Origin of the sequence: Nitrosomonas ureae, from assembly GCF_900108305.1 — a bacterium.
Taxonomy (GTDB): Bacteria; Pseudomonadota; Gammaproteobacteria; order Burkholderiales; family Nitrosomonadaceae; genus Nitrosomonas; species Nitrosomonas ureae_B.
In genome coordinates, this window is sequence record NZ_FNUX01000035.1 from 1 (window position 1) to 20,348 (window position 20,348).

Consider the following 20,348-nt stretch of genomic DNA (forward strand, 5'->3'; position numbering starts at 1 on the left):
ATTCTCCAGATTCGACAAACTGGATATCATCTTTCTCTCATTCATCCATTTCGCTCTTATCGTCGAAGCACTTAGGTAGTGTTAACAGGCCATAGATAGTGTAGTCACGAGGCATTTGCCCAAAGAGCGATGCTCTGATCTGTATAGCAGCGAGGAAAGAGGCGGTGTTTTTAGCGTACCTTGTGGCAATACCGCGCCATCTCATTGTACGTCGTCAAAGCAATTGGACTAATGACTGCCTAGATTAAGAGATGTTTTAGCTCATCAGGTTTGAGTTTGTTGATTGGTTAGCATAAAACATCTGGCGTCGCAAAGCTAAGGTTCGCCATTTTATTTTTTCTCTTTCATTCAAAATAGATTGGCCTCGACCATAAAAGACATCAGCCGGTGTTAGATTATTGAGTGACTCATGATAGCGCCCGTGATTGTAGTAATCGACAAATTGGCGCATATGATCTTCCAATTTACCGGGAAAATAATAGTTTTCCAACAAGATCTGGTTCTTCAGTGAACGATGCCAGCGCTCGATTTTGCCTTGAGTCTGCAGATGGTAAGACTTTCCACGCGTGTGACATATTCTGATCTCCCAGGTATTGTGCTAGCTCACTTGAAACATAACTCGGGCCATTGTACTCAATAATCGCGGTTTATGTTTCACTTTGATCTGATTGAGTCCTGTAAAGCGCAATGCATCATCCAGTGTATCTGATACATCGCGGGCACTCATGGTAGTACAAAGCCGCCACGCGATAATAAACCGCGGGAAGTAATCCAGCACTGTCGATAAATAATACCAACCCCAGCCAATTATTTTGAAATAGGTAAAATCCGTCTGCCACATTTCGTTGACGTGTGTTGTTGGGTGCTGAAATTTATCTCTCGCTGCATCAGAATGTAAGCTGGACTGATGATCAGATCATGTGCCTTTAGTAGCTGATAAACTGTCGATTCCGATACAAAACTGGACTGTTCATCGGTATACGTTACAGCCAATTCCCGCGGGAATAGTGTGCGGCTAGTATTTCTATTTCCAGCCTTGTATTCTCCAGCTTACGTTTACAAACTACAAACCGGGCGAGTTCTTTGGGCATGAAAGCCGCTCTCGAAAACATTAAGTACTCGACACATGAGCGCAATCGGATAGCTTCGTCGCATCAATTCAATCAGACCGTATCTCACTGCGACCCCTTCGCGAAATACGTCGCACATTTTTATTATAAAGTCACGCTCCATCTTCACTTCTGCTAATTCTCGTTTAGCTCTGGATAGCTCTAGCTCAACTTCAGTCAGCGGCTTCTGATATTTCCTTACCAATGCGAGCTCTCCTCGTTTGTCAGCATAAACCCAATTCTTTAATTCACTGTAAGCGACCGTACTGACATACTTTAACTTTTAAAGCATCATAATTTTTTTACCCTTTTATAGAGAATATCTTATGAGCAATAAAAAAATTATTTTAATCACTGGATGTTTATTTCTTCTCAGCTTACCTGTTTTTTCTCAATCAACCCCACCCTTAGAAAAACCTATTGGAATAACACCTGCTGAGCAGTTATCAGAACCTGGTCGTATTCAGAATGAGATGGATGAAAAAAGAAATGAAACGAATTCACCTGACAGTGATGCTAATCGCTATATCATTACTCCATCTGACAATGTTTCTAAACCACTTAATCAACTTGAAAAAGATTCAGGAATAAATCAAAGAAATTTTGAATAGAAATATCAAGCTGGCTATATCGTTTTTGTAGCCTTTCTTTTTATTGGATATCGTACAGAGTGAATTAAATGACATAAGTAACATATCCTTTTATCCAGAGATAATCATGCAAACTGAAGATACCCAATCTAAGAAAAAGAACATCGCTATTATCATGATTTGTGTCGTGTTACTAGCTTTTGCGCTTATTTTAATAGGATCATGGTTTTGGGGATGGGAATATTAGTAAGCAAATACGTATGCAACAAATAATTCAAAGAAAAAGGCGTTTTATTTCTGGAGTTTCACTTTAATGAACTTACTAGGATTTAAGGGAACACTTGAGTTATCATTCCAGATTTCTCCGGCTACATGCCGGACATTTAACAATTCCGGAGAGAAACTTTTCAGCGCCGATTTGCCCAGAAGCCTGGCAAGTTTTGTACACCGATTGACAGTTCAATCAAGGCACCATATCAAAAAGCTGCATCAAGACAGGATTAGTAAGGAGCGGTTCTGTAATGACACAGCAAGCCATTGTTTATTATGTTTTCAGTGATGTAATAACCTCACTCGGAGTAGTTGACTGATCATGCTCTGTGCATAAGTATTTCGCCGTATTTTTAATGATTTCTTGCGGATGATGCTGAACAAACCAGTTAGTCATGATATTCATGACCTTATCATAAATAAGCTTGACACTTGTTTATGTCGCAAGCAAACTCAAGCATATACGTGTTACAGCTATATGTATTAATTATTAATATGAGTTTATTTGTATGAAATTGGCCGAATTGATATCCAGGGATTTTTTCAATAAAACGCTTGATCAACTGAAAACTTCGCTACGTTTTCTGGTCATTCCTTATTTGATTGTGTCCGTTGTGCTTTTTTCAGTTTGGTTAATCAGTCGACACTACGATATATTGATTGATAATTTTTTCCGGGAGCCTGCTGCAATACTCAAATTTAATCCGTTTCTTGGGGTCATGTCCAATCTGGGCGTGTTGCTTTGGACATTCTCGGCAGCTATTTGTCTGTTTGTTGCCGTGCTTTTGATAAAAAATGACAGCAGGAAGATCGGAGCCTATTTGTTATATTCAGGAATACTGACCTTTGTGCTGCTGGTGGATGATTTCTGTTTGCTGCATGAGCATATTTTTCCGCAATATTTAAATGTGCCGGAGAAGATTTTTTATGTGGCGTATATTTTGGCAATGCTGTTCTTTTTTATCATCTTTGCCAGGATTATTTTACAGACGGATTACATCATTCTATTAATTGCGTGTGCTTTCCTGGCACTGTCAATCGTGTCTGATCTGGTATTGCGACAAACAGGTATCGCAGTTTTGGTCGAAGATGGTTTCAAGTTGTTTGGCATCGTCACGTGGTTGATTTACTTCTCTCGTACCTGCTATCAGCAAACAGTAATATTACTCAAACAATCAAGCCAGCCTGGAGCGGGAGTTGAAAGGGATTAATCTCTCAGTTGCGGTTGCTTACCATTTATTCGGTTAGCCGATAGCCTGTTGATATGTTTTTAAGCAGCGCGCCCGCGCGTCTTTGTGTTCAATTATCGGTGCTGGATAAGCCGGCGTGCGCCAATCGTTTACCCAAGTCTGAATATAGCTGAAGTTTTTATCGAATTTTTTGATTTGTGTTTCAGGATTGAAGATTCTGAAATAAGGCGCGGCATCCACACCGCAACTTGCCACCCATTGCCAGTTTCCGACATTGCTGGCCATGTCGTAATCCAGTAATTTTTCTGCAAAATAAGCTTCGCCCCAGCGCCAATCGATCAATAAGTGTTTGCATAAAAAACTGGCAGTGATCATGCGTACCCGGTTATGCATGGTGCCGGTAGCATTGAGCTGGCGCATGCCAGCATCAACTAGGGGATAACCGGTCATTCCTTTGCTCCAGCGCTCGAAATCTGCTGCGTTATTGCGCCATTGAATGCGATCATAGCGCGGTTTGAAACTGCTATTTTGTGTATGCGGGAAATGCCATAGGATCTGACTGAAGAATTCGCGCCAGATCAGCTCATTACCGAAGATATCGTTACTGGCGTTCAATGCTTGCTGAAATACTTGCCGAATACTAATCGTGCCGAATCGTAAATGGGCACCCAAAAGTGATGTGGCGGTTAATGCGGGAAAATCCCTATCGTGTGCGTAATGTTGCAGCAGTTTCGTGTCCAATCGATACGCTGGAATGGTTAGGGCAGAGCGCACAAAACCAATATCAGTTAGAGAGAGATTAGGTGAATGCAAATGTTTAATCATATTTCCCAATTTTTCCGAGGTTGAATAAGCCCTCAGTGTGGCCTCACTCTGAACCTTTCTCCATTTGTGCATATAGGGGGTATACACGACATAGGGGCCACCCGAATCCTTGGCGATCTCATTTTTCTCAAATAACACATGGTCTTTATAGGTATTAAAAGCTACCGATTGTGCTTTTAACCATTGACGTACGGTTTCGTCGCGTTCGCGCGCGTAGGGTTCATAGTCGTGATTGGCATATACCGTTGTGACAGAGTGTAACCGCAGGATTTGATCGAAAATTTCTATGGGGTTGCCATAATAGAGCGCGATTGAACTTGAATATTTTTCCTCCAGCTGCGTACGGAGGGTTTGCAAGGTGTCGTAGATGAAGGTAATACGTGCATCGTTTTCAGGTAATCCTGTCAAGATTGATGGATCAAAAATAAAAACCGGCAACACCGGTTGCCCGGATGCTAACGCATGTGACAATCCGACATTGTCATCCAGACGCAGATCGCGCCGGAACCAAAAAACAACCAGTGATGCACTCATCGATATGACTAGTTTTAACGTGAAGATTTAGCTTTCGGTAAATAAGTCAGCCAGTGCAGCCGGTAAATTATCAAATTTGAATTTGAAGTCATAATCTTCCAGAAGTCGTTTGGGTGTAATGTGATAGCTGTTTAAAGCCAATGCAGCCGCTTCGCCTAGTGCCAGTTTAAGGATAAATGCCGGAATCGGGAAGAAGGTGGAACGATGCAGTGCCTGGCCAAGCGCAGTTGCAAATTCGCGATAGCGTACAGGATTGGGTGATACGGCATTCACCGGGCCATGATAGCGCGTATTCAGTGCAGCTTCACAAAAGACCGAAACCAGATCATCGATATGTATCCACGGCAGCCATTGACGGCCATTGCCGACAGGTCCACCCAGTCCCAGCTTGAATATCGGCAGGAGCTTTTTCAGCATGCCACCATCGCCCAGTACGATGCCGGTTCGAATACTGACCCGGCGTACTTTTCTGTGTTCAATCCTGGAGGCTTCCTGTTCCCAGTCGTGGCAAAGGGTTTGCATAAAACTGAGCCGCTCTAGCGCAACATAGGATTCGTCATACAGATCATCGCCTGTGCCTGGATAAATACCGATTGCCGAGCCGCAGACGAAGGTGTGCAAGCTTTCTGGCGCAGCAGCAACTAATTTGCGGGTGCTGAGGATGCGTGAGGCATAAATCTCGTGCTTGCGCGCCTCGGTCCAGCGGCCATTTCCCAGGTTCTCGCCCATCAGATTAATGATGATCTGGCAATCGTGCAATGCCTCGGCAGGGACGTCCTGCGTAGCATAATCCCAATCAAATGCCGCTACACCGAGCATGTGGCTTGCGCGCTTGCTGTTGCGACTCAACACTTTGACCGTATGATGTTCGCACTGCAGTCGTTGTATCAGGTGATGACCGATAAATCCAGTTGCGCCTGTTATGAGTATGATCATTTTGGTATGCTCATGGACAGATATGAAGATACATGCAGGATACACCTATTACTGATTTTTTTCAGTCCGGCTATGATTGGATATTCGATTTTCTGTACGCAATAGCGCCATGCATTACTCCGCACAAAAGAATCGCTCTCAATGCTATCCAGCGCGGTTGACGGGTCGCAGGCGTTTCCAGTCAATCAAATTGCATCTGTTATGCCGTACCAGGCGCAACGTTTGAATATATCTGCAATGTTGCCAGCAATTACGGCTGGATCGCTTCTGAGAATCTTTGAAGTAGTAAGTTAAACACAAATAGGCGCTAAAATCCGCTTACTTAAAAGCATTGGGATAATTTTATAGTTCTATACTTATTTGTATTGTGTTATAAAATTATATTGGAACTTATAATTATGTTTGAGAACAATGTAATAAGTAGTAAATCCAAAGCTTATTTCAGGAATGAACAAGATATGCTGTTTTCCAGTATCTTAATTATTTTAACCTTAACTTTATCCGCATGTTTGACAGAAAGTCATTTGCATCAAGCAATCAGGTTTTCTGAGGCTTCGGTAGTCGCTGATGACGGAGCAACAATTGCAAAACACTCAACTACTGCAATAATTCATGCTCTTTTGGTGCAAGACCAGGAATATATCTCGTCAGCCGGGCGTATTCATTTAGCCATGGCCATTGTCAGTCTGGAGCAAGCTATTGAAAATGGAAATTACGATGAGGATGATTCAGCCAGGAATGCCGCACGTGTCGCTATCGCTCATTTCAAAGAAATTAATAAATAACCCATAGTTTGACCTGCAATGCCTCAAGGGTCGCGTCGCCGCCCGGCGCGAAGGGAGATGACCCGGATAATCTTCCTTGAAACTTACGATAAAGAAATAGTCTTTCTCAGCGATCCATTTTTAACACGGGTGTTAAGTACGTTCATTAGATTCAGAGTCAAGTTTTTATTTGCGAACTTTCACATGCTTACTTTCTAGTTACAGAAAGAACTCTTGATAAGGAACCGACTGCACGCGATCGAGCATTCTTATCTAATGCAAATTCTTGCCGTGACCTCTTGTCAGATAGTTTTTCGATTGCATTTCCATCAGGCGCGAGATTGTACGTTCAAATTCAAAACTGATTTCCTCTCCGGCATATAGCGATTGAAGGGGTACGGCGGCTGAACACAAGAATTTGACGCCATGCTCATACAGTGCATCGATCAAATGGATGAAGCGCCTGGCTTCGTTGTTGTTCTCCTGATTGAATTGCGGGATCGCAACCAGGATGATGGTATGATAGGTTCTGGCAATGGCGAGATAATCTGCGGTGCCGAGAGGATTTGCGCATAGGCGCTTAAACGAAAAAACGGCGACGCCTCGCGCTGCTTTGGGAACGAACAGTGTTCGACCCTGCACCGTTAACTCTTCGCTGGGAACCTTGTCCCGGTCTTCCACACGGCGATCGGTAAGGCGGAAGAACGTGGCCGACAGCTCATCCGTAGTGGCCTGGTTAACCGGAAAGTAGTAGGTTTGCGCGCCTTTCAGGCGGTTATAGCGATAATCGACCGGCCCTTCCAGTGAAATGATCTCAAGCCTATCCTTTATCTGCTGAATGAATGACACAAAACGTTGACGATTCAAACCGTTTTTGTAGAGATCGTCGGGAGGTCTATTCGAAGTTGTGACGACAACCACGCCTTGCGCAAACAGTTCGGTGAAAAGCCGGGTCAGCACCATCGCATCAGCGATATCGGTAACCTGGAACTCGTCAAAACATAATAGCATTGAGGTATCGGCTATTTTCCTTGCGATCGCTGGAATAGGATCGGCGTCGCTGGCGCGGAAGCCCTGTTGCGCGCGTTCCTGTACTGAAAATTCATGCCAGCTTTTAAGCTGGGCATGAATATCCAGCATGAATTCATGAAAGTGAACGCGTTTCTTTGATGCGATGGGAATAGTCATGTAAAACAGATCCATCAGCATGGATTTGCCACGTCCCACGCCTCCATGAAGATAAATGCCTTTGGGTGCCGGTTTATTATTGCCAAACCAACGAAGCAATCGAATAGGCCATTTCCTTCCGACTGTGCGTGAATTAATCAATTCACGATGTAATCGCTCTAGAGCGGCAACAGCTTTCGCTTGATCGGCATCGGGCTGCAACTCACCGGCGCTTATCAATGCATGATATTCAGTTTCAGGGCTTTTCTGCACGGGGATATGTAACATGTTTGATTATTGGGAGGAATGGGAAAACTTCGCCTGCCCGGCGAGCCAGACCAGAATCAAAACGGGCAGGCCCAGTATAGCGGTAGCGATGAAGAAATTTTCATAACCGTAGGCATCAACAAATTGCCCGCTGAAGCCGGCGATGAATTTGGGTAGTAGCAACATGACCGAGCTGAATAATGCATACTGCGTGGCTGAATAAGCCGAATTGGTCAGGCCGGATAAATAAGCGATAAAAGCGCAGGAAGCGATACCGGCAGAAAGATTATCCGCCGAGATGGTGAAAATTAATCCACTGACATCGTGACCGCGTCCCGCTAACCAGACAAACAGCAAATTGGTCGCGGCAGATAGCACGGCGCCTAGAAACAGTGTGCGCATGATGCCGATTTTGACCGTCAGAACGCCGCCGATCGCCGCGCCTACGATGGTCATGATCACCCCATATACTTTTGAAATCGTGGCAACTTCTTCTTTGCTATAACCCATGTCGACATAGAAAGGATTACTCATTACGCCCATTACAACATCGGAGATACGGTAGATGGCAATCAGGCCCAGGATCAGCAATGCTTGCCGGCCATGACGCATGATAAAGTCGCGGAATGGCGCGATTAATGCGCCGTAAAGCCAGACCAGCAGGTTGCCGATGCGGGGATGAAGATGCCAGGTTGCGATGACCTGTTGTGCGATTTTTTCATTTTCTGAGATTAACCGGCTATAGGGCACCTCCGGTTCGCGGATAATGAGCGTAGTGATAATGCCCACGACCATGCTCGCCGCCATGATCAGATAAGCGAAACGCCACGGCGCGTGGTCATAAGTGTCTACAGTGACGTCAACCGCCGCAGCAATCCACAATACGCCAGCAGAAGCCAGGATCATCGCGACGCGATAACCGGCTTGATACGTGGCGGCCATTGCTCCCTGCAATTCCACCGCAACAGCTTCGATGCGATAAGCATCGAGTGCGATGTCCTGTGTGGCGGAGGCAAACGCTACGGCAAGCGCAAAAAATACCAAATGCGTCAGATTCATAACCGGATCGGTGAATGCCATGCCCGTCAGCGCCATGACAATGGTAATTTGCGATAGTAACAACCAGGCGCGGCGGCGGCCCAGCCATCGCGTCAACAAGGGCAGTGGCAGCCGGTCAACCAGTGGCGACCACAACCATTTAAAACTGTAGGCCAGGCCGATCCAGCTTAGATGACCGATGGTGGTGCGATCAATACCTGCCTCTCGCAACCAGAAAGACAACGTACCCATGATCAACAGCAATGGCAGCCCGGCGGAAAATCCCAGCGACAGCATGCCCAGTACGCGGGGGTGGGTGTATACCCGTAACGCCTGCGACCAACCGGAAAATCCTGCGGATGTCATAATTCGTGTTCGTAGTCGATAATCAGCGGTGCATGATCGGAAAAACGCTCATCTTTATAAATGGAAGCCTTTTGTGCGAGTCGTGCGATAGCAGGCGTGGCGATTTGGTAGTCGATACGCCAACCTACGTTTTTAGCCCAGGCTTGTCCACGGTTCGACCACCAGGTGTACTGATCCGGTTCTGCGTTCAGACGGCGAAACACATCGACAAAACCGTAATTTCCCAATACATTGGATAACCATTCGCGCTCTTCGGGCAGAAAACCGGAATTTTTCTGATTGGAGCGCCAATTCTTAAGGTCGATTTCCTTGTGCGCAATGTTCCAATCGCCGCATAAAATGATTTCCCGGTTGCTGGCCTTCAGGTTTTGCAATACCGGAAAAAATTTTTCCATGAAATAAAATTTTGCGGCTTGCCGATGCTCACCGCTGGAGCCGGACGGCAGATAGATTGAAATGATGCTTAAATTGCCGAAATCCGCCTGTAAAAAGCGGCCTTCGGCATCGATGTCGGCGATGCCGATGCCTTCGATGATTTGATCCGGCTTTTTTCGGCTATATATCCCTACGCCGCTATAACCTCTTTGTCCGGCACAATGGAAATAGCCGTGATAATTATCCGGCATTTGCATTTCGGCGGAAAGATCGGGCAGTTGCGCTTTTAATTCCTGAACGCAAACGATATCCGCGGATTGTGTTGCGAGCCATTGAAGGAAGCCTTTTTTCACGGCTGCGCGAATACCATTTAAGTTAAGCGTTATAATTTGCATCTATCAATTTATGGGTTGTTCAAGTGATGTCTAATGATTTCCGGCAAGCCTTTATTCAATTCGCCATTGCGCGCAAGGTGCTGTGCTTTGGTGAATTTAAAACCAAAGCAGGGCGCATGTCACCGTATTTTTTCAATGCAGGATTTTTTAACGATGGTGATGCACTGCGCAAACTCGGGCAATTTTACGCCAAAGCGATTATTGCTGCAGCGCTTCCTTTCGACATGCTGTTCGGTCCGGCGTACAAAGGCATTCCGCTGGTCAGCGCCATTGTCATTGCGCTGGCTGAGATGGGACATAACTATCCGTTCTGCTTTAACCGCAAAGAGGCCAAGGATCATGGCGAAGGCGGGGTATTGGTCGGTGCATCGATGGCGGGGCGCGTGTTGATCGTTGATGATGTCATTTCCGCGGGCACGTCGGTGCGTGAATCGGTCGAACTGATTAAGAACTCAGGCGCAACACCATCCGGCATCGTGATTGCACTCGACCGTATGGAAAGGGGAATTGGAGAACGCTCTGCGGTTCAGGAAGTGCAGCACATGCATAGCCTTGCGGTGACTTCGATCATCAATCTGGACGATCTGGTGGAATTTTTGCAGAATCATCGAGAATTCGTGCAGTATCTTCCTGCCGTCGAGCGTTATCGGGCACAGTACGGGATCAAATAATCGCTATTTCCGGAGTCTCGAATTATGACCAGTGAAGATTGTAAACAAGGATGACACCAGCGGATGCGATAGCTAAAGCTAAAGCTAAAGCGTTGCGGCTGATGTATGTGGCGATGATTGTTCATAGCTATAAATTCATAGTTTGAGATCTGGCCTCAATTCGGGCAAGGACCGACATGGGTAGTCCTAACGGTTTGATATCGACCGAGCAAAGTGTAACCGGGATGCGGTGGATTATTCGTAGCTGGAAATTTGAAGATTCCGACAAGTTTTTTGCATCTGATGGACAAATGGTAGGTATTGATCGATTTTCCCTTGATATAAATCAAGCTATACATTATCTTCTTTCACGTGAAGTGACAAAAATCACATAGAGAAACTTATTGGATATCCTAGAATCGTTTTGTTTTTCGTGATTCTAGGGATTTTTCTCACACTTTATGGAGATTTACCATGGCCTATAAATGTTTCCAATCCACTGTGCTTAAGGAATCCTTTGTTTTTCTATTGATTGTTGCCACGTTCAGTTTATTAATCGGTTGTGAAAAAAATAAAGAGCCTGCATATCCTAAGCCGGATATAAAACCTATTACCGATAAATCGGTTGTGTTCAATGATCTTGAAAAACTGGCAACGCCATTTTCATTTTCCAAAACAATGGATCAAATTGTTGCCACTGCAGGAGGAGCACCAACGATTTCCGTTTCGATGCTGCAAAGCATCATCGATTCATTTGCGCAAACTACATTTGTTCATCCTGTTTCAGGTAAAACCATTGCTGTGAATGCCCGGCCCAGTGAATCATCAATCATTCCAAATGATTTGCTGAATCCGAATTCGCCCGATGGCATGATTCCGGTAGGGCTATTTAACCGTTTTGATTTGGCGCCTGCGGATGGCAGCAATTGCGGTGAATATCGAATTGTTTATACAAAAAAATCGAGCGGGCCAACTGATCGCTTAACGATGATTTTCGAAGCTAGAATTCCCAATCCGGATCCTGGCAAGGGCTTGGCAGGCTGTGCCGCAATCACTGATTTTTGGGCGCAGCGTTCAAGTGATACCGATGCAACACAAACAGTAGCAGAGCTTGAGAAATTCTACTATCAAGGTATTCCGGGTGTGGCACCAGTAATTAAAGCAGAAAATTATGGTATGCCATTGGGGCAGTTACGTGTTAATTTGTTCAAGACACCAGATCCGCAGGAAATTCTCTGGTCGTTACGGGAGTTTTTAATCAATTTTGATCAAAACGGACAGGCAATCTTCAAACCCGAACCGGTAGATGATTCGCCAATGGCTTTCCTGTTTCGCGCAGTTGCGGAGCTACCTGGTGGATTTGACGAAACGGACCAACATGATTTTCGTAATTCCTTCCTCGGCCAACCACTATGTAATCTGGTTAATCCGGATCGAATCAACAATAATGCATCGGCTGCTGATATCATCAATGGCATTAGTGCAGGATTCGATACCCGATTTAATGATTTTGAATCGATTTCGCAAGGTGACGAGGATAATCCTGCCGATAGGACTGACTCATTATTGCTTGATCAAGTACAGTCGCGCCTTGCAGCACTGACGGATTTGACCGGGATATCTTCAGCCCAGTTGATGAATCGTGCTGGCACCATGACTTGTGGCGGTTGCCATCAATTCTCTGCGGGCAAGGATCTTGGTGGTGGTGCTACTTGGCCTAATAGCCTTCGTTTTGTGCATATTGATGAAAATGGAAAACTGTCGCCACTGCTCATAGATGTTTTTATTCCCAAACGTGTTCAAATTGCTCAGCAATTCAAAGAAAATCGCGATTCTTTTCAACAGGAAGCCGCAGAATGTCCTGGTGTTATTCCTGCTGCAAGAAGTGTTGCATCCTCGCCTGTGAAGAAAGCACGTGAGCATGAAGTCTATAAGAATGTTGATGCGGCGCGTGATCAGATTCAAAAGATTGTGCAAGCACCTGGTACACAAACCGAGAAATCCGAGAAACTGCAAGCCATACTGCCAACGCTGGAAGAAGCTACCGGTCAGGCACGTAAGCTGGAAAGCGGTATGCGAGGCGCATATACTCCGGCACGTACACATTAACTATTGAAATGGTTGGGGAGATCTCTGGCGTGGTCAGTAGGTCTCTTGATTTTTTAGTATCAGATCAATCCACGAAGTCAAGAGCCTGGGATACGTGTGTACCGAACAAGATAAATTCTTCTATCCCCCCCAAAAACGATAATTCCCGGTATCCAAATGAACAAAATTGGATGAGGGATAATAACCGACACCGCCAATTTGCAATGACAACGCGGCGCTGCGCAAATCGGATAATTTACGTCCCGGCAGGCGGATATCGATGGCTTTTCCATGTGTATGCAGGCTGTTTTTGGCGACCCCGCCGCTTTGTGCCGCCAGTCTGGCATTGGTGGCAGGAGAACGGTAGGCTGAGATCACATGGAATTCTTGATGGGTTCTTAATTTGTGCTGTAACAGGTGCAGGAAATCAAACAGCGTAGGATCGATCTTATATCGATCACCGGTGCGATGGTCACGCAACACCTGGTTGATGGCGCGCATGCCTTCCGGAATGTAACGGCCATTGGCCCAGAAAGTCGCACGGGTACGTTCGCCGGTATGTAAGTTAAGAAAGCTCAGTTTCTTCTCTAAGGGTTTTTTGATGGCCGCATGCACGGATGTGGCTGCCATGGGCAGCGCCAACAAAGTACAGGCGCTCAAGCCGGTTTTTAAAAATTGGCGGCGGCTGGGTTCTGTTTCTGATAAATACGCTTGATCCAGAAATTTTCGTATCATCGATTATTTTCTCCTGAAAATGCTGCGATTGTGTGCGAAAAATAATTTACCAGCGAGCATAACGCAGCGCACGTAAATCACGGTCATAGATATCCGGGTAGAAATACACTTTCTCGTGTTCATCCGCCCAGGCCGTAATATACACCAAGTAAATCGGTAATGGTTTAGGTAAATGCGTGGTAATGGTTTTATCGCTTTCCAGATCCGTGCTAAATTTTTCCGGCAAGCTGGGTTGATTCAGAGCAAAAGCCGCCAGTTCGAAGGGTTTCTCCAGGCGTATGCAGCCCGAGCTGAAGGTCCTGATATCCTTTCTGAACAGTGATTTGGATGGCGTGTCATGTAAATAGATACTGAACGGATTGGAAAACATGAATTTGATTTTGCCCAGTGCATTGTGATTGCTCGGGTTTTGCCGCAGAAAATAGGGAAATCTTGTTTTGAGCGCATGCCAATCGATCGTGTTCGGATCGATTGCCTGCGCACCACGTTCCTGAGCGGGGTAGACCTTGAATCCGGCCGTTGTGAAATAAGTCGGATCTTGCTGCTGCTTGGGTAATAAATCCTTACGTGCAATGCTGGCCGGAACATTCCAATAAGGATTCAACACCATATGCGACAGCGCGCCATTAAAACTGGGGGTTGAACGATAATCCCGCCCGACAATGATGCGCATATTCAGGATTGGCTCGTCATTTTCCATGGCGGTGAGATAAAAGCCTGCGGTATTGACCAGTAAGTAACGTTGCCCCAGATTCCTGGGTAACCAGCGCAGGCGTTCCATATTGATGCGCAGTTGGCGTATTTTCCATTCGAGCGGAATATTCAATGCATTAATGGTATTTTTCCCGATAATGCCGTCGATGTTTAAACCGTGTTGCGCCTGAAAAGCTTTGATGGCAGCAACCAGCTCAGTATCGTAGAGTTGACTTGTTCTGGGAATAAGATTGAATTCAGACAAAGCATCCGCTGCATGAGCTTGTGCGATGCGCTGGCGAATCAAAGGAATGCTGGGATAGGTGTCGCCCGGCCGGATGGATGGTGAACTCGGAATACGAATCCATTCCGGGGTGTTTCTGAGGAATTCCTGATAGTGCGCCAGGGTCCGTTTGAGCAATTGATAATTGAGCGTTTGTGGAGACAATTTTTGCAGTGAATCTTCCAAATGATCGGCGTGTATGGCTTCTTGCAAGAATGCGACTGCATCAAAGTTGGCCCGCGGAATATGCCAATCCGGGTCGGCTGCAGTGGCGGAAAAACGGCCGCGGGATAATTCCGTGGCCAGCTTCAATACTGCGTGTGTTGTGCGGATCTCCAGCTCGATTGCTGCTGATGAAGATTGATCACTATGCTGCAGCAGTTGCGTCAATTGCTGTAATTGATAATCCTGGCTGTTCAATCCTTCGGTTTCTGCGCTGGCAATGAATGCCAAGGCCGTTTTCAATTGCGGTGATTCTCCCGAGAACCATACTGGTTGATAATTCCTGGCCGCATAAAATCGTTGTAGATCAGAATGTCCGGCCTTGTTTGACTCGATGGCGGAGTTGGATAGTTGCCGTTCAATTTCCTTTGAATCAATGAGCAGCGCTATTGAATTGATGGGATTCAATATGAGGAAAAGATAGCAAAGAAACCGAAGTGTCAGTAAAGAGGTTTTGGGTTGATAGCAGGTCACGCAAATTTCCTTTGTTAAGTCAATGCATTTGAGATTCCGGGATTTTAACACCAACGATATGTGCTGAAGTATGCTTGAAATGGATAATTACCGTTCTTTTGTCGATTCCGGATCGCGTTTTGTTGGTATACGCTGGTACCGAATGTTAGGGAAGCGCTGATTAATTGGCTGCACGAGCGAATCATTTCGTTGCTCGGTTCGCGCCTTCGCCTGTCTTGCTGATATGTCTCAGTTGCTGCGTTCCGGGCGTCTCGTGCTTCATCTCGTTCGCCGGATTAATCAGCGCTTTCTTAGCGTAGCGGCCTCATCGGTGCATTTGTATGCAGTTTGTTCCTTCAATCGACTTCAAATCGCATCGCGGCAGATATTCGGCTACGATCGCTGGCAAATAGTACAGTGAGCGTCATACCGCCCAGCACGAACAGCCGAGTGTGCCCCAGAATCCGCGCTGGTCATCGGCGCTGACAGCATCCTGATATGCGCGTCCATGCGCATGGCCATGCACGGCACAACGGCTTCCGCAACCACAGGCTGTCTGAGCAAACGGATGCAGGGCTGCCGTACTTGCCACGGATTTGAAATAACCGCCAAAGTGATTTACCGGTGACCAATCCGGCATGGCTGGCGGCAAGGGAGGCATGAGTTGGTTGAATTCATCGTCACCATAGACAATACGTCCGCCAACCACGGTGAGTACTGAGACAATCTGCCGGATTTTGTCTTCCGGAACGCTGAAATAATCTGTGGATAATACGGCCAGGTCAGCGTATTGCCCCGGCTTGATCTGGCCCTTGATGCCTTCCTCATTCGAGAACCAGGTATTGGCCTGTGTATAAAGCCGTAATGCAGTCTCGCGATTGACAAGATTTGCTGCCGGATATAGCGGGAGGCCGCCCAACGTCTTGCCAGTCGTGAGCCAGTACAGCGCATTCCAGGGGTCGTAGCTAGCTACGCGAGTGGCATCGGTGCCTGCGCCGACTTTTACGCCCATTGCCAGCATGCGCTGATAAGGCGGCGTGCGCTCTGCAGCTTTGCGGCCGTAGCGTTGGACGAAAAATTCACCCTGGTAGACCATGCGGTGCTGAATGGCGATGCCGCCGCCAAGTCTTGCGATGCGCTCGAGGTTGACATCGGTCACGGTTTCGGCGTGATCAAAGAACCAATGAATGCCCTCAAAGGGAATGTCCCGGTTCACTTTTTCGAATACATCCAGCGCACGCGAAATGGTTTCATTGTAGGTGGCATGCAACCGGAACGGCCAGCGATTGCTGACGAGGATGCGCACCACGGCTTCCAGATCATTTTCCATGCTTGCCGCCATATCCGGGGGCGGCATGCGGAAATCCTCGAAATCCGCAGCAGAAAATACCAGCATTTCACCCGCGCCGTTGTGGCGGTAATAGCTATCGCCATCGCCGGGTTTCAGCATTTTGGTCCATTGGGTAAAATCCGCAATCTCTTCTCCAGCCTTCTGCGTAAACAAATTGTAGGCAATACGCAAGGTCAACTCGCCAGCCTGATGCAGTTCCTCGATGATTTTGTAGTCATCGGGATAATTCTGATAGCCGCCACCGGCATCAATTACGCTGGTTACTCCCAGGCGATTCATTTCCCGCATGAAATGGCGCGTGGAGTTGATTTGATAGTCATATGGCAGCTTGGGGCCTCTGGCGAGAGCTGAATACAGGACCAATGCGTTGGGTTCCGCCAGCAGCAAGCCTGTTGGTTCCCCGCGGGTATCCTTGGCAATCAGACCACCCGGCGGATTGGGTGTGTCACGATCGTAGCCGCAAGCACGTAATGCTGCGCGATTCAGCAGTGCGCGATCGTAAAGATGCAAAATAAAAACCGGAGTATCCGGCGCTACGGCATTGATTTCATCCAATGTCGGCAAACGTTTCTCGGCGAACTGCATTTCAGTAAAACCACCTACCACGCGCACCCATTGCGGTGCAGGTGTGCGCGCCACTTGCTCCTTCAAGCGGCGCATGGCGTCCGCCAGCGAAGGAATGCCATCCCAGCGTAACTCCAGATTGTAATTCAGCCCGCCGCGGATAAGGTGCATGTGTGAATCGATCAATCCCGGAATGACGCGGCGGCGGTTGAGATCAATTACTTGCGTAGCGCTATCGGCAAGACGCATTACTTCGTCGTCGCTTCCTGCAGCGATAAAATAACCATCCGAAATGGCGACAGCCGTAGCGTGCGGATTCTGACGATCAAGTGTGGCAAATTGACCGTTACGCAGTATCAGTTGCGCTGAAATGCCATTCATGGATGGTCCTTTAAGTGGATCTGCAAATGTACCTGTTTTAGAAAACAGTAACGTTGCTCCGGCCGCTTGCAGAATACGGCGGCGGCGCACATTTATCTCATTCTCACTCATGATGATTTGTCATTCGCTTCGAGCTTGGTTATTTACTTTTGGGTGATGGCAAAATAACTTGTCATCAAATTGCGATAATTAGGCAAATGATTAGAGAATAAGGTGCCCAGGCCTTCAATATCGTTGCGCCAGTCGCGGTGCAATTCGCAAGCTACGCCAAACCAGCTCATTAGCTGCACGCCCGCTGCCTGCATGCGCATCCAGGCGGCATCGCGGGTTACTTCATTGAAAGTTCCGGAAGCATCGGTGACTACGAATACTTCATAACCTTCTTCGATGGCGGACAGCGCGGGAAAAGCGACACAGACTTCGGTAACCACGCCGGCAATGATCAGCTGCTTGCGGCCAGTCTTTTTGACTGCGCTAACAAAATCTTCGTTGTCCCAGGCATTAATGTTGCCGGGGCGCGCCACATAAGGTGCATCGGGAAACATTGTCTTGATTTCCGGAACCAGCGGTCCGTTAGGGCCTTCCTCGAAACTGGTGGTCAGAATGGTTGGCAACTTGAAATACTTGCCGCACGCGGTTAGTGCCAATACATTGTTTTTAAACTCATTGGGTGAAAAATCCTGCACCAGTGAGATCAAACCCGCTTGATGATCTACCAGTAATAAAGCGGCATCATCTTTAGAAAGGCGGTTGTATTTGAAAGTCTTACTCATGGCCGTGATTATCCTTAGTTGTTAATTGCGAAATTATTGCTTAATACAGTGCATAGAAGCGGTCGCTGATGATCTTGCCATCTTTCCAGCGTTGCACCGCTACCTGATCAAATTTCTTGTGCCCGAAATCCTTATGTTGGTATTCGTAATGCCACTCGGTCATGGTTACGTCTTTACCCACGGCGGTTGATATGATTTCCGACTTGAGCCATGCCTCAACACCTTTAAATAACTCGGATTCCCGCTCTTTGGCCTGTTTTAGGCCTTTTGCCACCACGTCATTTTTTTCGATAACGATGCAATCGGAATGATAGTACTTTTCCATCGATTCCAATATCTTACCTTGCAGAATCATTTGATTTAAATCGTTGAGTTTTTCTTCCAGGGTCATTTTGTTCCTCTACAGTAAATTGTGATGAGTCCGGTAGATGTTTTTACCTGGTTTTCATGAGCTCACGTTATCTTTCCCATCTTGCCACTCTGATAATCTGTCATGGCCTGGCGTATTTCCTCCGCCGTATTCATGACAAACGGGCCACTGCCTGCGATGGGTTCATCGATTGGTTCGCCGCACAGCAGCAGCGCTGTTGTATCGGGCGCGCTGCCGATGCGGATATGATCGCCTGCCCGCTCAAACAGGCCGACTTCCGCGGTATCAATGATTTCAGATCCATTGACGCGCACTGAGCCCTTGAGTACTGCCAGCAATGTGTTATAACCGTCAGGCACGGCAAGGTCGATCGGCTGATTGCCGGTTAAGCGCAAATCCCAGACGTCGATCGGTGTAAAGGTACGCGCTGGTCCTGCAATGCCGTCAAATTCACCGGCGATGACGCGCACTTTCCCTTGATTATCGGGGAGATCGATGACAGGAATCTGGCTATCCAGAATACTTTGATAATGCGGAGGCGACATCTTATCCTTGGCGGGCAGATTCACCCACAGTTGTACCATTTCAAGGAGGCCACCACGCCGCGCAAAATCGCGGCTGTGGAATTCTTCGTGTACCAGGCCGGAAGCTGCGGTCATCCACTGTACATCGCCCGGGCCGATCTTGCCGCCACCACCGGAACTATCGCGATGCTCCACCTCGCCACTATAGACGATAGTAACTGTCTCAAAACCGCGGTGAGGATGTTCTCCAACACCATGACGCTGTTCAGTGGGTGAAAATTCCATCGGCCCTGCATAATCAAACAGCAAGAAAGGACTGATCATGGGTCCCAGCGTCGAATAAGAAAATAACGTGCGTACCGGAAATCCATTACCGACCCAGTGCTGATTTGTATTTTTCTGAATGCGTGACAGCTTTTTGAGGGATACTTCGGGTTCTGTTGGCATAATTGCCATCCTAAAAAATTTTTTATATGTGCAATAGATTAATACCGTCGGATTAAATTACAAGTACGCACAAAAAGGATACTGTCAAAAACAGGGAGATTTATAAATGCCAACTAAAGAAGTGTGCTGCCCCGTTGAGGTTACGTTGAAAATAATTGGGGGGCGTTGGAAGGTTATGATTATTAATCACCTGTTAAGTGGCACGATGCGATTTAACGAGCTGCAAAGGAGCTTAACAGGAATTACCCACCGTACTTTAAGCCGACAATTACGCGAAATGGAGATGCATCGATTAATTGTCAGAAATAACTTTAATGAAATTCCCCCGCGCGTTGAATATTCGTTATCGCCGCTGGGGCACTCCCTTAAAACCATCCTGCTGTCGATGGATGAATGGGGAAGAAAATATAGTGCTGTAGTCAAATAAAAGAAACCGATATTTTATTATGTAATGATTTAATATTCGCGGACTCAATTTCCTGCTCCTTGGAACGAAAACTGCTTGAAGCGCGCAGTTAATATCCGTTTGCTTGCGCGAGGTGAGGTATGCTGCTTTCAAAATCAAGTACTGCCGATACTATCCACTATCCATTTAACGCTAATCCACAGAAAAGATGAAACATTGTGCACGCAAATTTGCATGCACGAGCAAACTATGAAATCAAAACCACCTCTACGAATCCTAAGCCTTGTTAGTCGTAAATCACATGCTGCTTGCCTATGCAGAACGACAAATGAGCCGATTAATTTCAGCTTCAGGAGCTGAACTCTATCTCTTTTTTTGTAAATTTTCTTTGCGATAAATTCCATTTCCTTGAATCAATCGAAGTATCTCTACTGTTCTCTACCGCACAGATAATTCTTGGATTAACAGGCATCCTTAGAAAGTACCTTGAGCTATAGTCAAATCTGGTGTATAGGGAATCAAGCGGCATTCTGTTTTTGATCTGCTGTTTGTTTAATACCGTTAACGAACTTAACGCCGTTG

The 20,348-nt window shown here is 46.6% G+C and carries 17 protein-coding genes and 3 pseudogenes; 6 read left to right on the top strand and 14 right to left on the bottom strand.

The window, feature by feature from the left end:
* Nucleotides 1–104 precede the first annotated feature (104 nt).
* Together C4S39_RS15930 and C4S39_RS15935 are read right to left on the bottom strand one after the other, a co-directional pair.
* Nucleotides 105–202 (bottom strand): annotated as a pseudogene (locus tag C4S39_RS15930) (IS5/IS1182 family transposase); the annotation flags it as partial.
* Nucleotides 203–256: 54 nt separating this feature from the next.
* Nucleotides 257–1,008, bottom strand: a pseudogene (locus C4S39_RS15935) (transposase); the annotation flags it as partial.
* A 427-nt stretch (nt 1,009–1,435) separates the two neighbouring features.
* Here C4S39_RS15935 and C4S39_RS13900 point away from each other — a divergent pair.
* Together C4S39_RS13900 and C4S39_RS13905 are read left to right on the top strand one after the other, a co-directional pair.
* Nucleotides 1,436–1,720, top strand: a complete 285-nt coding sequence (locus C4S39_RS13900) for a hypothetical protein (RefSeq protein WP_103967552.1) — start codon at nt 1,436–1,438, stop codon at nt 1,718–1,720.
* Between the two features lie 758 nt (nt 1,721–2,478).
* Entirely contained in the window at nt 2,479–3,180 is a 702-nt protein-coding gene (locus C4S39_RS13905; protein WP_103967553.1) for a hypothetical protein, read from the top strand.
* 33 nt (nt 3,181–3,213) lie between these two features.
* Here C4S39_RS13905 and C4S39_RS13910 read toward each other — a convergent pair whose 3' ends face one another.
* Entirely contained in the window at nt 3,214–4,518 is a 1,305-nt protein-coding gene (locus C4S39_RS13910) for a cryptochrome/photolyase family protein (protein WP_103967554.1), read from the bottom strand.
* Between the two features lie 27 nt (nt 4,519–4,545).
* Nucleotides 4,546–5,454, bottom strand: coding sequence for a TIGR01777 family oxidoreductase (locus C4S39_RS13915; protein WP_103967555.1), 909 nt, complete (start codon nt 5,452–5,454; stop codon nt 4,546–4,548).
* A 398-nt stretch (nt 5,455–5,852) separates the two neighbouring features.
* On the opposite strand from C4S39_RS13915, the gene smbP reads away from it, so the two are divergent.
* The gene (gene smbP / locus C4S39_RS13920) at nt 5,853–6,239 is read left to right on the top strand and encodes a small metal-binding protein SmbP (RefSeq protein WP_103967556.1); all 387 of its coding nucleotides are present in this window, start codon (nt 5,853–5,855) and stop codon (nt 6,237–6,239) included.
* A gap of 252 nt (nt 6,240–6,491) precedes the next feature.
* Here smbP and zapE read toward each other — a convergent pair whose 3' ends face one another.
* The 3 genes from zapE to C4S39_RS13935 are packed head-to-tail and all read right to left on the bottom strand — an operon-like array spanning nt 6,492 to nt 9,826.
* Nucleotides 6,492–7,673: a cell division protein ZapE gene (gene zapE / locus C4S39_RS13925; RefSeq protein WP_103967557.1), complete on the bottom strand. Its 1,182-nt coding sequence runs from the start codon at nt 7,671–7,673 to the stop codon at nt 6,492–6,494.
* Between the two features lie 6 nt (nt 7,674–7,679).
* Nucleotides 7,680–9,056 (bottom strand): AmpG family muropeptide MFS transporter, encoded by a 1,377-nt coding sequence (locus C4S39_RS13930; protein ID WP_103967558.1) that lies wholly within the window; start codon nt 9,054–9,056, stop codon nt 7,680–7,682.
* The gene (locus C4S39_RS13935) at nt 9,053–9,826 is read right to left on the bottom strand and encodes an exodeoxyribonuclease III (protein ID WP_103967559.1); all 774 of its coding nucleotides are present in this window, start codon (nt 9,824–9,826) and stop codon (nt 9,053–9,055) included. The genes C4S39_RS13930 and C4S39_RS13935 overlap by 4 nt, the downstream gene beginning before the upstream one ends.
* A gap of 26 nt (nt 9,827–9,852) precedes the next feature.
* Here C4S39_RS13935 and pyrE point away from each other — a divergent pair, with 26 nt between their 5' ends.
* Nucleotides 9,853–10,497, top strand: coding sequence for an orotate phosphoribosyltransferase (gene pyrE / locus C4S39_RS13940; protein ID WP_103967560.1), 645 nt, complete (start codon nt 9,853–9,855; stop codon nt 10,495–10,497).
* A 453-nt stretch (nt 10,498–10,950) separates the two neighbouring features.
* Nucleotides 10,951–12,585, top strand: coding sequence for a hypothetical protein (locus tag C4S39_RS13950; RefSeq protein WP_103967561.1), 1,635 nt, complete (start codon nt 10,951–10,953; stop codon nt 12,583–12,585).
* A 120-nt stretch (nt 12,586–12,705) separates the two neighbouring features.
* Here the strand turns inward: C4S39_RS13950 and C4S39_RS13955 are convergent, their stop codons facing one another.
* The 6 genes from C4S39_RS13955 to C4S39_RS13980 form a co-directional block, all read right to left on the bottom strand.
* Nucleotides 12,706–13,299: a YcbK family protein gene (locus tag C4S39_RS13955; protein ID WP_103967562.1), complete on the bottom strand. Its 594-nt coding sequence runs from the start codon at nt 13,297–13,299 to the stop codon at nt 12,706–12,708.
* A gap of 46 nt (nt 13,300–13,345) precedes the next feature.
* Nucleotides 13,346–14,971 carry a L,D-transpeptidase family protein gene (locus C4S39_RS13960; RefSeq protein ID WP_103967563.1) on the bottom strand — a complete coding sequence of 542 codons (1,626 nt, stop codon included), beginning with the start codon at nt 14,969–14,971 and terminating at the stop codon, nt 13,346–13,348.
* A gap of 403 nt (nt 14,972–15,374) precedes the next feature.
* On the bottom strand, nt 15,375–17,357 hold the full coding sequence (locus C4S39_RS13965; RefSeq protein ID WP_219817975.1) for an amidohydrolase: 1,983 nt from the start codon (nt 17,355–17,357) through the stop codon (nt 15,375–15,377).
* A gap of 32 nt (nt 17,358–17,389) precedes the next feature.
* Nucleotides 17,390–18,019, bottom strand: a complete 630-nt coding sequence (gene ycaC / locus C4S39_RS13970; RefSeq protein WP_103967564.1) for an isochorismate family cysteine hydrolase YcaC — start codon at nt 18,017–18,019, stop codon at nt 17,390–17,392.
* Between the two features lie 40 nt (nt 18,020–18,059).
* Nucleotides 18,060–18,410 carry a SnoaL-like domain-containing protein gene (locus C4S39_RS13975; RefSeq protein ID WP_103967565.1) on the bottom strand — a complete coding sequence of 117 codons (351 nt, stop codon included), beginning with the start codon at nt 18,408–18,410 and terminating at the stop codon, nt 18,060–18,062.
* Between the two features lie 62 nt (nt 18,411–18,472).
* Entirely contained in the window at nt 18,473–19,360 is an 888-nt protein-coding gene (locus tag C4S39_RS13980) for a pirin family protein (protein ID WP_219817976.1), read from the bottom strand.
* Nucleotides 19,361–19,466: 106 nt separating this feature from the next.
* Here C4S39_RS13980 and C4S39_RS13985 point away from each other — a divergent pair, with 106 nt between their 5' ends.
* The gene (locus C4S39_RS13985) at nt 19,467–19,787 is read left to right on the top strand and encodes a winged helix-turn-helix transcriptional regulator (protein ID WP_103967566.1); all 321 of its coding nucleotides are present in this window, start codon (nt 19,467–19,469) and stop codon (nt 19,785–19,787) included.
* A 328-nt stretch (nt 19,788–20,115) separates the two neighbouring features.
* Here the strand turns inward: C4S39_RS13985 and C4S39_RS15605 are convergent.
* Nucleotides 20,116–20,348: pseudogene (locus tag C4S39_RS15605) on the bottom strand (hypothetical protein); the annotation flags it as partial.

Bases quoted from the DNA above. Each gene is read 5' to 3' on its own strand.
- C4S39_RS13935 (WP_103967559.1), bottom strand. From the start codon at position 9,826: ATGCAAATTATAACGCTTAACTTAAATGGTATTCGCGCAGCCGTGAAA.
- C4S39_RS13910 (WP_103967554.1), bottom strand. From the start codon at position 4,518: ATGAGTGCATCACTGGTTGTTTTTTGGTTCCGGCGCGATCTGCGTCTG.
- C4S39_RS13980 (WP_219817976.1), bottom strand. From the start codon at position 19,360: ATGCCAACAGAACCCGAAGTATCCCTCAAAAAGCTGTCACGCATTCAG.
- C4S39_RS13955 (WP_103967562.1), bottom strand. From the start codon at position 13,299: ATGATACGAAAATTTCTGGATCAAGCGTATTTATCAGAAACAGAACCC.
- smbP (WP_103967556.1), top strand. From the start codon at position 5,853: ATGTTTGAGAACAATGTAATAAGTAGTAAATCCAAAGCTTATTTCAGG.
- C4S39_RS13905 (WP_103967553.1), top strand. From the start codon at position 2,479: ATGAAATTGGCCGAATTGATATCCAGGGATTTTTTCAATAAAACGCTT.
- C4S39_RS13965 (WP_219817975.1), bottom strand. From the start codon at position 17,357: ATGAGTGAGAATGAGATAAATGTGCGCCGCCGCCGTATTCTGCAAGCG.
- C4S39_RS13900 (WP_103967552.1), top strand. From the start codon at position 1,436: ATGAGCAATAAAAAAATTATTTTAATCACTGGATGTTTATTTCTTCTC.
- C4S39_RS13950 (WP_103967561.1), top strand. From the start codon at position 10,951: ATGGCCTATAAATGTTTCCAATCCACTGTGCTTAAGGAATCCTTTGTT.
- pyrE (WP_103967560.1), top strand. From the start codon at position 9,853: ATGTCTAATGATTTCCGGCAAGCCTTTATTCAATTCGCCATTGCGCGC.
- C4S39_RS13975 (WP_103967565.1), bottom strand. From the start codon at position 18,410: ATGACCCTGGAAGAAAAACTCAACGATTTAAATCAAATGATTCTGCAA.
- ycaC (WP_103967564.1), bottom strand. From the start codon at position 18,019: ATGAGTAAGACTTTCAAATACAACCGCCTTTCTAAAGATGATGCCGCT.
- C4S39_RS13915 (WP_103967555.1), bottom strand. From the start codon at position 5,454: ATGATCATACTCATAACAGGCGCAACTGGATTTATCGGTCATCACCTG.
- C4S39_RS13985 (WP_103967566.1), top strand. From the start codon at position 19,467: ATGCCAACTAAAGAAGTGTGCTGCCCCGTTGAGGTTACGTTGAAAATA.
- C4S39_RS13930 (WP_103967558.1), bottom strand. From the start codon at position 9,056: ATGACATCCGCAGGATTTTCCGGTTGGTCGCAGGCGTTACGGGTATAC.
- zapE (WP_103967557.1), bottom strand. From the start codon at position 7,673: ATGTTACATATCCCCGTGCAGAAAAGCCCTGAAACTGAATATCATGCA.